Source organism: Azospirillum sp. TSH20, from assembly GCF_003115935.1.
In the GTDB taxonomy this organism is placed as follows: Bacteria; Pseudomonadota; Alphaproteobacteria; order Azospirillales; family Azospirillaceae; genus Azospirillum.
Genome location: NZ_LGQU01000022.1, coordinates 129,438 through 144,605, shown reverse-complemented (window position 1 = coordinate 144,605; position 15,168 = coordinate 129,438). Strand labels below are relative to the sequence as shown.

General features: G+C 68.5%; 12 protein-coding genes. 10 read left to right on the top strand and 2 right to left on the bottom strand.

Translation table 11 applies throughout. From position 1 onward, the window contains the following. Positions 1-135: 135 nt before the first annotated feature. From TSH20_RS06070 to recN, 9 genes are all read left to right on the top strand, one after another. The gene (locus TSH20_RS06070; protein WP_109073880.1) at positions 136-1,332 is read left to right on the top strand and encodes a hypothetical protein; all 1,197 of its coding nucleotides are present in this window, start codon (positions 136-138) and stop codon (positions 1,330-1,332) included. A gap of 113 nt (positions 1,333-1,445) precedes the next feature. Beyond that, positions 1,446-2,336: a 50S ribosomal protein L11 methyltransferase gene (locus tag TSH20_RS06065; protein WP_109073879.1), complete on the top strand. Its 891-nt coding sequence runs from the start codon at positions 1,446-1,448 to the stop codon at positions 2,334-2,336. An 80-nt stretch (positions 2,337-2,416) separates the two neighbouring features. Further along, a complete protein-coding gene (locus tag TSH20_RS06060) occupies positions 2,417-2,887 on the top strand; it encodes a TerB family tellurite resistance protein (RefSeq protein ID WP_109073878.1) in 471 nt (156 codons plus the stop codon). A gap of 255 nt (positions 2,888-3,142) precedes the next feature. Then, positions 3,143-5,206, top strand: coding sequence for an aminopeptidase P family protein (locus TSH20_RS06050; protein ID WP_109073877.1), 2,064 nt, complete (start codon positions 3,143-3,145; stop codon positions 5,204-5,206). Between the two features lie 245 nt (positions 5,207-5,451). Continuing rightward, positions 5,452-5,817, top strand: coding sequence for a chemotaxis response regulator CheY (locus TSH20_RS06045; RefSeq protein ID WP_012974572.1), 366 nt, complete (start codon positions 5,452-5,454; stop codon positions 5,815-5,817). A gap of 114 nt (positions 5,818-5,931) precedes the next feature. Continuing rightward, positions 5,932-7,041 carry a protein phosphatase CheZ gene (locus TSH20_RS36105; protein ID WP_109073876.1) on the top strand — a complete coding sequence of 370 codons (1,110 nt, stop codon included), beginning with the start codon at positions 5,932-5,934 and terminating at the stop codon, positions 7,039-7,041. Positions 7,042-7,242: 201 nt separating this feature from the next. Continuing rightward, complete coding sequence (locus TSH20_RS06035) at positions 7,243-7,977, top strand: protein phosphatase CheZ (RefSeq protein ID WP_109073875.1); 735 nt, start codon at positions 7,243-7,245, stop codon at positions 7,975-7,977. 127 nt (positions 7,978-8,104) lie between these two features. Then, positions 8,105-8,920 (top strand): outer membrane protein assembly factor BamD, encoded by an 816-nt coding sequence (locus TSH20_RS06030; protein WP_109073874.1) that lies wholly within the window; start codon positions 8,105-8,107, stop codon positions 8,918-8,920. An 8-nt stretch (positions 8,921-8,928) separates the two neighbouring features. Continuing rightward, on the top strand, positions 8,929-10,620 hold the full coding sequence (gene recN / locus TSH20_RS06025; RefSeq protein ID WP_109073873.1) for a DNA repair protein RecN: 1,692 nt from the start codon (positions 8,929-8,931) through the stop codon (positions 10,618-10,620). A 30-nt stretch (positions 10,621-10,650) separates the two neighbouring features. On the opposite strand, the gene TSH20_RS06020 is transcribed toward recN, so the two are convergent. After that, the gene (locus TSH20_RS06020) at positions 10,651-11,544 is read right to left on the bottom strand and encodes a LysR family transcriptional regulator (protein WP_158281958.1); all 894 of its coding nucleotides are present in this window, start codon (positions 11,542-11,544) and stop codon (positions 10,651-10,653) included. A gap of 61 nt (positions 11,545-11,605) precedes the next feature. Further along, positions 11,606-12,205, bottom strand: coding sequence for an NUDIX domain-containing protein (locus TSH20_RS06015; RefSeq protein WP_109073871.1), 600 nt, complete (start codon positions 12,203-12,205; stop codon positions 11,606-11,608). Positions 12,206-12,599: 394 nt separating this feature from the next. Between TSH20_RS06015 and TSH20_RS06010 the strand changes: the two genes are divergently transcribed. Continuing rightward, positions 12,600-15,149: an HWE histidine kinase domain-containing protein gene (locus TSH20_RS06010; protein WP_109073870.1), complete on the top strand. Its 2,550-nt coding sequence runs from the start codon at positions 12,600-12,602 to the stop codon at positions 15,147-15,149. The last annotated feature ends 19 nt before the right edge of the window (positions 15,150-15,168 follow it).

Genomic DNA, 15,168 nt, shown 5'->3' with positions numbered 1-15,168 from the left:
CGAGAAGGCGGGTTGATCCGACGGGTGGTCCGCTCCGTACAGGACGGGTTGCCGCACTGTGACGGCCGTCACAGCCGCGGCGGCCGGTGCGGCTCAAGATTGCAACGGTGCAACAGAAGCCGGAGGCTATCCGTCGTGTTCGGAACGGGCAGCGTCAGTTACGAGGTGCAGAGCCGCCGCGAGGGCCGCTGGCGCATCGAGGGGGCCTATACCGACCAGGAGTCGGCGATGTCGGCCGCCCGCTCGCAGCTGGCCGCTTCCGGGGTGGAGGAGGCGAAGGTGGTGAAGTTCCGCACCATCGCCGGCCTGTCGCTGGAAACCGTGATCCTGCACAAGACCGTCCCGCAGGCCCCGCGCAAGGGCCTGACCCTGGGCGGTACGGCGGAGGGGGCGCCGCTCTGCCGCACGCCCGACGATCTGCGCGGCTTCGAGAGCCGGGTGGTGATCGGCCGGCTGCTGCGCCCCTATCTGGACGCCCAGCGCATCACCCCGACCGAACTGCTGCATTCCTGGCCGCTGTTCCGCCGGTTCGAGGAGCAAGGGGCGCTGCTGGGCGCCGCCATCCATGCCGTCGCCCGCCATCATGCCGACATCCACGGCGTTTCCCACGCCGCCCGCGCTCGCGAACTGCGCCAACTGGTGGAGGCGGTCACCGGGGCCGCCCGCGATGCGCTGGCCGAACGGCGCCGGCTGCCGCGCTTCGATACCGCCGACCTGCCCGGCACCAGCCGCCGCATCGAGGAAGCGGTGGAACCGGCCGGCCACGATGCGCTGTTCCTGATCCTGCTGTGCCAGCATCTGGAGGCCGGCGGACCGCTGGCGGGGAAGCTGGATCTGCTGCTGGCGATGATGGGCGAGGATGCCGAACCGCGCCATCTCGCCCTGCTGGACGGGGTGGTCGCCGACATCATGGGGTCCGCCGACACGGTGAAGGAGCTGCTCGGCGCGCAGCCCAGCCTGCATGCCGGGCTCTGCGTGCTGGCCGACGGGCTGTTCGACCGCGATCCCGATCCGGCGCTGGCGCCGATGGTCGGCTCGTTGCGCCGGGTCTGCCGCCTTGCCCTGCAGGGCCGTGCGCCGCAGAGCCGGGCCGTCCTGCTGGAGCGCCTGCGCCAGAGCATCGCCGGCGACCAGCCGCTCGACCGTCGCGACGCCAAGGCGGATGGGATGCTGACCCACGACCTTGCCGACCGGATGAAGGGGGCGGACGGTGTGCTGCTCGGCGGGGCGGCGATGGAGAAGGCGCTGGAGCGCCGGCTGCTGCGCCACCGCCAGTCGGTCCTGCGCGCCCAGGGCATGCATGACATTGCCGATCGGTTGTCGGGGCGGTAACGGGCGGTCGGACGATTAAGGATTCTCCCGATAACCTGAAACCTTGGTCTCTTTCCGGCTTGATGCTAAAAACGCCGCTTATGTTCTCGCGTCGTCGTCGGAAAGCCCCTGTCATGTCGCAAACCCCGCTCTGGCGCATCGCGCTGGTCGTTCCCGAAGCCCATGCGCCGGCCTTCGCCGAGGCGGTGGGGGACCATGCCGATGCGGTGTCGACCTTCGAACTGGAGGAGGGCGGCAACTGGCTGGTGGAGGCGACTCTGTACGGCGCCCCGGACGAGGCGCGGCTGCAATCCCGCGTCGCCGTGCTGGCCAAGGCGCTGGGGATCGAGGAGCCGAAGCTGGCGGTCGAGAACCTGCCGCCGATCGACTGGGTCTCGCACAGCTACCAGGGCTTCCCGCCGATTCGCGCCGGGCGCTTCTTCGTCCACGGCTCCCACCATGAGGGCATCGTGCCGGCCGGCAGCATTCCTCTGCTGGTCGACGCCGCCACCGCCTTCGGCACGGGGGAGCATGGCTCGACCAACGGCTGCCTGCAGGCGCTCGACCGTTTGTCCCGCCATTTGAAGCTGCCGCGCGGCGGCCGGCGCGGCGCGCTCGACATGGGCTGCGGCTCCGGCATCCTGGCGCTGGCGGTCGCCAAGCGCTGGCGCGTGCCGGTCACCGCCGTCGACATCGATCCGGAGGCCGTGCGCGTCACCCTCATCAACGCGGCGCTGAACGGGCAGAAGCACATGATCCGCGCCCAGGGCGGCGACGGATATCACACCCCGATCGTCGGGCGGCACAAGCCCTATACGCTTATCACCGCCAACATCCTGGCCCGCCCGCTGTCGCGCATGGCGCCGCAGCTGCGCCGCCACCTGAAGAAGGGTGGTTATGCCGTGCTGGCCGGCCTGTTGAACCGGCAGGAACGCCACGTCATCCAGGCCCACCGCAACCAGGGTCTGCGTCTGGTGGCACGCATTCCGGTCGGGGAATGGACCACTCTTGTGGTGAAGCGTTAATCCAGGGGCCGTTGAAACCAAAGGGCCGTGATGCGACTTCCCCTAGGGACGATGTTCCGACACGTTTCTGGGGAGCCACCATGCTGAACCGCATCCGGTCCTTGTTCGCAGGCGACGACGGCGTCGAGCCGGGCGAGGACGCCCTGCAGGCCGCCGCCGCCGCCCTGATGGTCGAGGCGGCGCGCACCGACAACACCATCTCCGAGGCGGAGCGCGACCGCATCATGGCCGTCGCCCGCCGTCACTTCAAACTGAGCGAGGAAGAGGCGCAGGACCTGCTGTCCGCCGCCGTCTTCGACACCGAGGACGTGTCGCCCTACCATCGCTACGTCAGTGTCATCATGGACCGCTGCCCGCCCGGCCAGCGCATCTGGATCATCGAGATGCTGTGGGAGGTCGCCTACGCCGACGGCGTGCTGAACGACCTGGAGTCGAGCCTGCTGCGGCGGATCGGCGGGCTGCTGCACATCTCCGACGTCGAGCGCGGCGAGGCTCGCAAGCGCGTGCTGGCGCGGCTGGGGCTGCCGGACGATGCGGGGTTGCCGGCCTGAGAGGGCGGGTTCTTGCGAGGTTAGACCCCCACCTTAATCCTCCCCCGCTGGGCGGGGGAGGAGACCGGTGCTTGTGCGGCAGAGTAGCGGCAGTCCCTCCCCCGCCCAGCGGGGGAGGATAGGTGGGGGTCTAACCTCGCAAGACTCCACACTCTCCCACTCCAACCGGCATAGCCGCCGCCCCGCCGCTTGCGCAGTGCCTGCGGGGTGCCTAGCCTGTGGCCACAGGATTCACTCTTCCAAGGAACAGGTTCCGTGCTCAGCGCGATTCCCTCCGCTGCCTATCGTGGCGACGACGCCCTTGCGACCCTGCTGACCGAGGCCGGGACCGGCCGGTCTCCTGCCGATGTCCGCGCGCTGCTCGCCGGCGTGCTGGCGGCGCCGGAGGGGGAGGAACCCGCCGCCTGGACGGTGCTGGTTGGAGAAAACCTCCCGCCGCCCCTGACCGAACAGCTCCAGGCGCTGAAAGCGCTGCTGGCCGCCGAGGCACCGACCGTCCAGCCCGGCCCCGCCCAGCGTCTGGCGGCTTTGCGTGCCGCGCTGAAGCGCCGCGATCTCGACGGCTTCATCGTGCCGCGCGGCGACGAGCATCAAGGCGAATATGTGCCGCCGCGGGCCCAGCGGCTGGGCTGGCTGACCGGCTTCACCGGATCGGCCGGCAATGCGGTGGTCGCCGCCGACCGTGCGGCGATCTTCGTCGATGGCCGCTACACCCTCCAGGTCCGCAGCGAGGTGCCGGCCGACCTATACGAATACAAGCATCTGGTCGAGGACCCGCTGACCGACTGGATCATCGCCGCCCTGCCGGACGGCGGCCGTTTCGGCTTCGATCCCTGGCTGCACACCATCGGCTGGGTGGAGAAGACCCGCGCCGCGCTGGAACGCGCCGGTATCCTGCTGGTGGCGTGTGAAGACAATCCGCTCGATTCGGTATGGCAGGGCCAGCCGCCGGCTCCGCTCACCCCCGTGGTGCCGCAGGACGAGGATTTCGCCGGCGAAAGCTCCGCCGACAAGCGGGCGCGCCTGGCCGACGAGTTGGGGCAGAAGGGCATCGCCGCCGCCGTGCTGACCCAGCCGGACAGCATCGCCTGGCTGTTGAACATCCGTGGTGCCGACGTGCCCTGCACGCCGCTGCCGCTGTCCTTCGCCATCCTGTCCGCCGATGCGTCGGTGGAGCTGTTCCTCGACCCGCGCAAGCTGGCGCCGCAGACCCGCGCCCATCTCGGCAATCAGGTGCGGGTGCGGCCGGTGGAGGAGTTCGGCCCGGCGCTCGACGCCGTCGCCCGCGGCTCCGCCCGTGTGCTGGCCGACCCGTCCTGCACCTCCGCCTGGATCGTCGACCGCCTGCATCTGGCCGGTGCGAGGGTGGAGCGGGACGGCGATCCCTGCGCCTTGCCCAAGGCCTGCAAGAATGCGGCGGAGCTGGCCGGCACCCGCGCCGCCCATGTCCGTGACGGCGCCGCGCTCGTCCGCTTCCTGCACTGGTTCTCGGAAGAGGCGCCGAAGGGCATGCTGACCGAGTTGGCGGTGGTGGAGCGCCTGCTGGCCTGCCGCCGGGAGAATGAGCGCTTCCGCGGCGTCAGCTTCGACACCATCGCCGGGGCCGGTCCCAACGGCGCCATCGTCCATTACCGCGTCACGCCGGAGACTGACCGCCGGCTGGAGCCGGGGAGCCTATTCCTGCTGGACAGCGGTGCGCAGTATCTGGACGGCACCACCGACGTGACCCGCACGCTGGCGGTCGGCGAGTTGGACCCGGCGCTGGCGGCGGAGATGCGCGACCGCTTCACCCGCGTGCTGAAGGGCCACATCGCGCTGTCCACCGTCCGCTTCCCGCAGGGCACGACGGGCTCGCAGTTGGACGTGCTGGCGCGTCTGCCGCTATGGCAGGCAGGGCTGGACTACGACCATGGCACCGGCCACGGCGTCGGCAGCTTCCTGTCGGTGCATGAGGGGCCGCAGCGGGTGTCGAAGGTCGGCAACACCGTCGCCCTGCAGCCGGGCATGATCCTGTCCAACGAGCCCGGCTATTACAAGACCGGCGCCTATGGCATCCGCATCGAGAACCTGATCGTCGTCCGGCCGGTGGAGCCGGAAGGCGAACTGGCAGGCGAATTGGCTGGGGCCGAGCGTCCGCTTCTGGAGTTCGAGCCGCTGACCCTGGTGCCGATCGACCGGTCGGTGATCGAGCGGGCGCTGCTGAACGACGCGGAGGCCGCCTGGGTCGACGCCTATCATGCGCGGGTGCGCGAGTCGCTGTCGCCGCTGCTGGACGAGGCGGCCCGCCGCTGGCTGGAGCAGGCGACCGCCCCCCTGTAACGGGAGCGGACGGCTGTATCAAATCATGGCCCATTGCTGGGGGCGGCCCTGATTCCGCAGGATGTTGCCGTCCGTGGTAACACGTTCTTTACCAGCCTGCTGCAGTGTGACCCAAGGGGATGACTTTTGGCGGCAGTTAGGGCACTACAGTCGGCATCACTTCCCGGATTACGGCGCAGCCCCCGCGCCGGGTGGGCGTAACGGCCGGTCAGACACCGGCAACGGATTATTGCGGAGACGTCTAGATGAAGATCCTCGTCGTCGATGATTACGCCACCATGCGGCGCATCGTGCGGAACCTGTTGACCCAGATCGGCTACACCGACATCGACGAGGCCGGCGACGGCGTGTCGGCGCTGGCGAAGCTGCGTGAGAGCAAGTTCGGCCTCATCATCTCCGACTGGAACATGGAGCCGATGACCGGTCTGCAGCTGCTGAAGGAAATCCGCGCGGACGCGAAGCTGGCGGCGACGCCCTTCATCATGGTCACCGCCGAGAGCAAGACCGAGAACGTGATCGCCGCCAAGCAGGCCGGCGTGAACAACTATATCGTCAAGCCCTTCAACGCCGACACGCTGAAGCAGAAGATCCAGGCCGTCATCGGCGGCTGATCCTCGGTTTTCGTGATCGCGACTGACTGTTCGGTCCGGGCGGACGGCGGCATCTGCCGTTCGGTGCCCGGTCCATAGGGCGGCTGGCGAATCCAGTTTGGGGAGTGGACCGGTTTGGAGCAGCTTCCGCAGCTGTCCGATGAGGAGTTCGAGCAGATCGAGGACGCCATCGCCCGATCGGCGAAGGGCAGGGCGTTCCTGCGGCGGCTCCACCGGCGGTCCCTTGGGGCCGCGACGGAGGAAGTGCGCGCCATGCTCCAGGAGTTCCGCGACTCCTGGAATCGCCAGAACGAGGCGGTGGAGGCCGGCAAGCATGTCGGCGTCCTGCGCCGCGAGCTGATGGAAATGGCCGCCTCGATCGAGCAGGCGAGGCGGGAAGTGGCGGCGCTACGGCCCCCGGACGGGTCGGGCGACAAGATCCTGTCCGCCACCAACGAGCTGGACGCCATCGTCATCTCGACCGAACGCGCGTCCTTCGAGATCCTGAACGCCGCGGAACGGCTGATGGATCTGGCGGGCAAACTGCGGTCCAGCGGTGCCGATCCCGCGATGTGCGGCGAGATCGACACGCAGGTGAACGACATCTTCACCGCCTGCTCCTTCCAGGATCTGACCGGCCAGCGCACCAGCAAGGTCGTCAACGCGCTCCGCTACATCGAGCAGCGCGTCATGGCCATGATCAGCATCTGGGGCGAGGATGGGCTGGCCGGCATCATCGTCAAGGAAGAGCAGACGGACAGCCGTCCCGACGCCCATCTGCTGAACGGTCCGCAGCTGGACGGCCATGGCGTCAGCCAGGCCGACGTGGACAGCATGTTCGACAGCCCGGCCCCGGCGCCGGCCCCGGTCGCGGCCCCGCCTCCTCCACCGCCCGCGCCGGTCCAGTCGAGCCAAGCCGACATCGACAGCATGTTCGATAGTCCGGCCCCCGCCCCTGCGCCGGCGCCGGCTGCGGCTCCGGTCCAGTCGAGCCAGGCGGATATCGACAGCCTGTTCGATTCGCCCGCACCCGCCGCGGCTCCGGCGGTGGCGAGCCAGTCGGACATCGACAGCATGTTCGACACGCCCGCACCCGCTCCGGCAAAGAAGCCGGTGCCGAAGCCGCCGGGCGCCGCACCGAAGGCCAAGGCCGCTCCCAAGCCCGCCGCCCCGCCTCCGCCGCCCGCCGCGGCAGAGCCGCCGGCACCGCTGGATCAGGCGGCCATCGACGCCCTGTTCGGATAGGGGGCGGTCCGACTCCGGCGCAGGCATTCAGATAAGGGCATTCCGACCCGGGCATTCAGGCTCTCTCCCGATTGACCGCCTCCGCCCGCCGATGGCTGGATGGCGTGCGGTCAGCCGATCCAAACGCAGAACCGACGCACGCGACCAGACATCCACCACATACAGGCCACTGGCGGCCGTTTCCGAGAGGCGGGACCGAGAATGAAGCAGATGACCAAGCCCTTCATGGCCGAGCTTCAGAAAGCCCGCAAATCCGGGCATCCCTTCCAGTCCCTGATCGAGGACGGTGCGGCGGCTCCGACCCTTCCTGTGCCGGCCCCGGTTGTCCAGGCCGACAACACCGAAGTGCTGCGCGCCATCGGCGATCTCGGCGCCAAGCTGGACCGCTTCCTGACGATGGACGCGGCGCAGATCGACCAGATTCAGGTGGAGATCGCCGACATCTCCGGCCGCATCAAGGCGACCAAGGTGGAAATGGCGGCCATCCGCCACCCGCTGGCCGGCGACGACAAGTTCCAGCAGGCCAGCCAGGAACTGAGCGCCGTCGTCGCCGCGACGGAGGCCGCGACCAACACCATCATGGCCTGCGCCGAAGAACTGGAAGAGGTGGTGTCGGAACTGAAGTCGTCCCTGCCGGAGGGCTATCACAACGACCGCGTCAACGACATGGTCGACGTCATCGTCCGCATCTACGAAGCCTGTAACTTCCAGGATCTGACCGGCCAGCGCATCACCAAGGTCGTCCGAGCCATGTCCTTCATCGAAGAGCGCGTCGACGCGATGATGGGCCTGTGGAACAAGCGCGAGTTCGAGGCGATGCCGCTGCCGCCGTCCGTCACCAAGAAGGACGAGGATCTGGACCTGCACGGTCCGGCCGAAGCCACGCCCGAAAGCGGCAACATCAGCCAGGCCGACATCGACGCGCTGTTCGGCTAAGGCGCTTATCCGCAGATTTTCCGCCAGGGGCGGGGAGGGGCATATCGCCCGCCCCCGCGTTACCGCTTGCGGCGCCCTCACCCCGGCGTGCTATACAGGGGCAACTTCGAAAGCGCCCAAGACGACGATGCTTCCTCGCCCGTACCGCCTGCCGCTGACGGCCATCCTCCTGTCCGCCGCCCTGTCCGCCTGTTCCTCCACCAAGGAGGACGCGTATGTCGAACGCCCGGCCGACCAGCTTCTGTCGGAAGCCGACGCGGCGATGCGCGAGGACGCCTTCAAGAAGGCCGCGAAGCTCTACGACGAGGTGGAGCGCCAGCATCCCTATTCGGATTCGGCCAGCAAGGCGCAGCTTCTTGCCGCCTATGCCCACTATCAGGACCTGAAGTACGACGACGCCATCCTGGCGCTCGACCGCTTCATCCAGCTTCATCCGGGCAGCCCGGATGTCGACTACGCCTATTATATGCGGGCGCTGTGCTATTACGAGCAGATCACCGACGTGCGCCGCGATCAGAAGATGACGCGTCAGGCGCTCGACGCCCTGCAGGAAGTGGTCCGCCGCTTCCCCGAAAGCAAATACGCCCGCGACGCGAAGCTGAAGATCGACCTGACCAACGACCACCTCGCCGGCAAGGAGATGGAGGTCGGGCGCTTCTACCTGCGTCAGCATCAGTATACCGCCGCGATCAACCGGTTCCGCGCCGTCGTTGAAAATTACCAGACCACGTCCCATGTGCCTGAGGCGCTGCACCGCCTGGTGGAGTGCTATCTGGCGCTGGGCGTGACCGACGAGGCGAAGGCCGCCGCGGCCGTGCTCGGCCACAACTTCCCCGGCAGCGAATGGTACACGGACAGCTACGCACTGCTGGTGGACGCCAATCTGCGTCCCGAGCGAAACGAGAAGTCGTGGCTCAATCGAGCCTGGAACTCCCTGTTCTAGGACGCTCCATGCTCGTGTCGCTGACGATCCGGGACGTCGTCCTGATCGAGCGGCTGAGCCTGTCCTTCCGCAAGGGCCTGTGCGCCCTCACCGGCGAGACCGGTGCCGGCAAGTCCATCCTGCTCGACGCGCTGGGGCTGGCCCTTGGCGCGCGTGCGGATTCCGGGCTGGTGCGCCATGGCGCCGATCAGGCCTCCGTCACCGCGGAGTTCGAGCTGTCCGGCGACCACCCGGCCTTCGCCATCCTGAAGGAACAGGGGCTGGACGCCGATTCGGGCGACGGCGCGGCCGGTTACCAAACACTGGTGATCCGCCGCACCGTCAACACCGATGGGCGCAGCCGCGCCTGGGTGAACGACCAGCCGGTCGGCGTTGGCCTGCTGAAGACGCTGGGCGCCGAGCTGGTCGAGGTGCATGGGCAGTTCGACACCCACGGCCTGCTGAACCCGCAGACCCACCGCGGCGTGCTCGACGCCTATGCCGGGCTGTCGGCGCAAGCGGCGCAGGTCGCCGCCGCGCATCGGGCTTGGCGTCAGGTCGAGGATGCGCGCCATTCCGCCGCCGCCGACATCGCCCGCGCCCGCTCCGAAGAGGAATATCTCCGCCACGCCGTGGCCGAGCTGGATGCGCTCGCCCCCAAGGCCGGCGAGGAGGAGGAACTGTCGGAGACCCGCGCGGTGCTGATGCATCGCGAGAAGCTGGTCGACGGCATGAACGCCGCCTATGCGGAACTGTCGGGCGACCGCGGTGTCGAACGCGCGCTGTCCTCGGCCATCCGCACCCTGTCCCGCATCGCCGACAAGGCCGGCGGCACGCTGGACCCGGTGATCGCCGCCCTCGACCGCGCTGCCACCGAGGCGGGGGAGGCCATCGCCGCGCTGCAGGCCGCCTCCAGCAGTGTCGACATGGACCCGCGGGCGCTGGAGAAGCTGGAGGAGCGGCTGTTTGCGCTGCGCGCCGCCGCCCGCAAGCATGGCGTCGATGTCGATGCGCTGGCCGCTCTGCGCGAGGAGATGGCCGGACGCCTGCTGCTGATCGAGGATCAGGGCGACCTGCTTGCCAAGCTGGCGAAGGAGGCCGAACAGGCCCGCGCCGCCTTCCACAAGGCCGCCGAGGCGCTGGGCGCCGCCCGTCGCGAGGCCGCCGGCCGTCTGGATGTTGCGGTCGCCGGCGAACTGGCGCCGCTGAAGATGGAAAAGGCCAAGTTCCGCACGCTGGTCGAGCCGCTCGACGAGTCGGAATGGAATGCGGCCGGCATCGACCGCGTCGCCTTCCAGGTCGCCACCAACCCCGGGTCCCCGCCGGGTGCCTTGAACAAGATCGCGTCGGGCGGCGAATTGGCGCGCTTCATGCTGGCGCTGAAGGTGGTGCTGGCCCAGACCTCCACCGTCGGCACGCTGGTGTTCGACGAGGTCGATACCGGCATCGGCGGCGCCGTCGCCGCGGCGGTGGGCGAGCGTCTGGAAACGCTGGGCCATGGCCTGCAGGTGCTGGTCGTCACCCACAGCCCGCAGGTCGCGGCGCGCGGCGCCGTTCACCTGAAGGTGCAGAAGTCGCAGAAGGGCGAGCAGGTCACCACCGGCGTCGCCGAACTGGACGGCGACGAGCGGCGCGAGGAGATCGCCCGCATGCTGTCCGGCGCCACCGTCACGGCAGAGGCCCGCGCGGCCGCCGACAGCCTGATCGCCGGCCGCGGCTGACGCCCAGAGCGGATGCTCTGAAAAGGAGCATCACTTCCCCGCCAGCGCCTTGGCATGGCGGCGGAACAGACGGACCAGAGCATCCACCACCGCTGCCACGGCCGGCGCCTCGCGCCGGTCGCGGTGGACCAGCAGATGAACATCCTCGCCGAGCGCGGCCGGCGGATCGACGACGCGGACCAGCGCTGGTTCGGCATCGCCCAGTACGCAGGGCAGCAGCGTCATCCCCATTCCGCGCCGGGCGGCGTCGAGCCGCATCGGCAATTCGCTGAGCCGCGCCACGATTCGGGCGCCGCGATCCCGGATCGTATCGTCCACCCAACCCGATTGTGACGGCCGCCGCCGGGTTTCCGGCAGGCCGACCACCGGAACGCCATCCCAGCGGCCGGACCAATCGTCGCGAAGTTCCCGCTTTGCATAGAGGGTGAAGCCGAAGTGTCCCAGCCGGCGGGTGACCAGATCGCCCTCGGCCGGCACCCGGTCCATGCGCAGCGCGATGTCGGCCTCGCGCTGGGCGAGGTTCAAGGGGTTGCGGGTGCTGAGGATGGTCAGGTCGGCGCCGGTATCCGCCAGCAGATCGGACAGATGCAGGGTGAGGAAGGCGGAGACGGACGTGGTTGCCGTCACCCGCACCGGCCGGGCCGTTGCGGCCAGCCGGTCGGCATTGCGGGCGAAGGCCGCGGCGGCATCGCCCATGGCCGCAGCACTGTCCAGCACGGAGCGGCCGAGCGCCGTCAGTTCCAGCCGGTTGGGCAGCCGGTCGAACAACGGACCGCCCACCGTCTCTTCCAACCGCTTCAGCCGGCGGCCCAGGGTCGGCGGGCTCAGCCGCAGGCGCTGTGCCGCTGCGGTCAGGCTGCCGCTGTGCGCCGTGGCCAGGAAGGCGCGGATATCCTCCCAGTCGAGATCCGCATCGTCGATCATCCAGTCCCCATCCGAATCGCCCCATCCGAATTGCCTGGGCCGGCGGGGCGGGCGGATGTCGTCACCGTGGCAGCAGGCCATGAAGGGCGGCGTGCTGCAGCAGCATGATGGTCTTGCCATCCAGGATCGCCCCGCTGCCGACCATGGCAAGGGCATCGGCGAACGTCAACTCGACCACCTCGATGTCCTCGCCTTCTTCGGCAACCCCGCCGCCCTCACTGCGATCGGCGGCGCGGTATTCGGCGACGAAGAAGGCCAAACGCTCCGTCACCGAACCGGGGCTCATGAAGGCATCGAACACCCGGCGCGGCGCCTGGACGGTCACGCCCAGCTCCTCCGCTGCCTCGGCCCGGATCGCCTCTTCCGGACTGCGGTCGTCGAGCAGGCCGGCGCACACCTCAAGCAGAGGCTCGGCGTGGCCGTTGACGTAGGCGGGAAAGCGGAACTGCCGGGTTAGCAGGACGGTGCCGCGGGTCGGATCGTACAGCAGCAGGGCGGCCCCGTTGCCACGGTCATAGGTCTCCCGGCTGAGGGTCTGCCAACTGCCGTCGCGGCGGCGGTAATCGAAAATGGTCTTCTTCAGCACATACCAGTCGTCGGACAGCAGCGTGACCTCACGGATGCGGATGCGGTCGTCCTGACCTGCGGCCAGCGTCGTCATTGCGGGAATCCTGTGGCGGTTGGAAAGGCCGGCATCCTGCGCCGCCGTCGGCTTTCGAGCAGCCCGTCAGGGATGAAAGGTCCCACTGCGGAATTTTGGGGGTCGCGCGTCCGGTTCTCGGGCCACGTATTTCTGGTTGTAGAAAGCCGGCACCAAGTTCTGACGATCTCGCGCAATGCCAAAGCTTGGCGGTTCAAATCACGCGCAGAACGCTCAGGTGCTTATCCTATGTTAAGTTAACAAGCCTTAATGAGAGCATAGGTATAGCCATTTTGGAGCGTTGCGGCCTTCCATCCACCTGCCTAAATTGTTGACGAAATCCCTTGGCAGTGCGTGACAAACGCCGCCGGTCCAGCTTCCGCTTGAGGTCGCGTTTGTCCGAAGTCTTTGTTCGATGAGCGGACCGGTTCCTTCGGGGTCTGTAGACCTCACCGATTGTGACCGGGAGCCCATTCACCAGCTTGGTCTTATCCAGCCCACCGGATTCCTGATCGCCGTTACGGCCGATTGGATCGTCCTGCATGTCTCGGCCAATATCGGCCGCTGGCTGGGGGTGGAACCCGAAGACCTGCTGGGGCTTCCGCTGTCCCGCGTGATCACCGGTGAGGCGCTGCACACCATCCGCGGCCGGTTGCAGGTCGCCCACATCAACGGCAGCGTCGAGCGCGCCTTCGGCGTCCATCTGTCCGAACTCGCTCCAATCTGCGACGTCGCCGTTCACCTGTCCGGCTCCGCCATCGTGATCGAAGCGGAGCCGAGCGAGGGGGAGGGGCCGCAGGACTCCGGGTCGCTCCTGCGCTCGATGATCGCGCGGGTCCAGAACACCCGCGGCTTCGATGCCTTCTGCCGCGAGGCGGCGCGCCAGATGCGGGCGCTGACCGGCTTCGATCGGGTGATGGTCTATCGCTTCGGCCCCGACGGGGCGGGGGAGGTGATCGCCGAATCGGCGGTGCACGGCATCGGCAGCTTCCTTGGCCAGCGCTATCCGGCCTCCGACATCCCGCAGCAGGCCCGGCGCCTGTACGAACGCAATTGGCTGCGCTGCATCGCCGACGTGAATGCGCCGCCGGTGCCGGTGGTGCCGACGCTCGATCCCACGGGGCAGCCGCTGGACCTGTCGCTCAGCCTGCTGCGCAGCGTCTCGCTGATCCATGTCGAATATCTGCGCAACATGGGTGTCAACGCCTCGCTGTCGGTGTCGATTCTGCGGCATGGCAAGCTGTGGGGTCTGTTCGCCTGCCACCATCGCCATGCCCGCTCGCTTTCCTTCGAACGGCGCACCACCGCCGAACTGTTCGGCCAAATGGCCTCGCTTCTGCTGGAGGGACGCGAGCGCGAACAGGAAAGCCAGCACGAGGCCCAGGCCCGCCGCGCCCATGTCCGCATCATGTCGATGCTGGCCGACAGCGAATCGCCGCTGGAAAACCTGCTCACCTTCGCGGCGGAGCTGCGGACGCTGATCGAGTGCGACGGCTTCGCCTGCTGCATCGACGGCCAATTGCATATGGAGGGCGAGACGCCAACGCGGGAGGAGACGCAGGGCATCATGCGCTTCCTCCATCGGACGCCGCCCAGCAAGGTCTATCTGACCGACGAATTGGGGGCCGTCCACCCGCCGGCCCGCGACTTCACCGAACGGGCCTGCGGATTGCTGGCCATCCCAGTCTCGCGCATGCCGCGCGACTATCTGGTCTTCTTCCGCAAGGAGCTGATCCGCACCGTCACTTGGGGCGGCGACCCGACCAAGCCGGCGCAATATGGCCCCAACGGTCCGCGCCTGACCCCGCGCAAGAGCTTCGAGGCCTGGAAGGAAACCGTGCGCGGCCGGTCCAAGCCCTGGGCCGAGCTGGATGAGCGCAACGCCGAATCCCTGCGGGTGACGCTGCTGGAGGTGGTGTTGCGGCTGGCCGACATCGCCGGCCGCACCCGCAAGGAGGCGACCGAGCGGCAGGAGCTGCTGATCGCCGAACTGAACCATCGCGTCCGCAACATCCTCAGCCTCGTCCGTGCCCTGGTGCGGCAGAGCGAAACCGGGGCGGAGACGGTGCAGCAGTTCGCCGCCATCGTCGCCGGCCGCATCGAGGCGCTGGCCCGCGCCCATGATCAGATCACCGCCGACAATTGGGGGCCGGCATCCCTGCGCGCCCTGGTCGCGGCGGAGATCGGCGCCTATCTGTCGGCCAAAAGCGAGCGGGTGCGGCTGACCGGGCCGGAGGTGCTGCTGGCGCCGCAGGCCTTCTCCGTCTTCGCGCTGGTGGTGCATGAACTGACCACCAATTCGGCCAAATACGGTGCGCTCAGCGACAGCGGCGGCTGGGTGGAGGCCGTCTGGTCGATCGACGAGGGCGGACGGCTGCAGATCGACTGGCAGGAGAATGGCGGTCCGCCGGTGCGGGCGCCCTCGCGCGTCGGCTTCGGCACCACGGTGATCGAGCGCTCCGTCCCCCACGATCTGCAGGGCGAGGCCGAGGTGACCTATGCCCTGTCGGGCTTGCGGGCGCGTTTCATGATCCCGGCCCAGTATGTCACCGTCGCCGCCAGCCTGCCGGGGGGCGGGCGGCGCAGCCTGCCGGTGCCTGCGGCCGATTTCTCAATCGATGGTCCGGTGCTGCTGCTGGAAGACAATATGATCATCGCCATGGCGACGGAGGACGTGTTGCTGAGCTTCAGCGCCAGCCGCGTCAACACCGCCGCCGGCGTCCGCCACGCCCTGCGCCTGATCGACGAGGACCCGCCGGTGGTCGGCGTGCTGGACATCAACCTGGGCAACGAGACCTCGCTCGCGGTCGCCGAACGGCTGCGGGAACTGGGGATCCCCTTCGTGTTCGCGACCGGCTATGGCGAGAGCGCCGCGGTGCCGGAGCGGTTCGCGGACGTGCCGGTGCTGAAGAAGCCTTACGGGTCGGATCAGGTGGTGCAGGTGCTGGCGTCGGTGATGGGGTAGGTAGGTTACTTGCTGAATT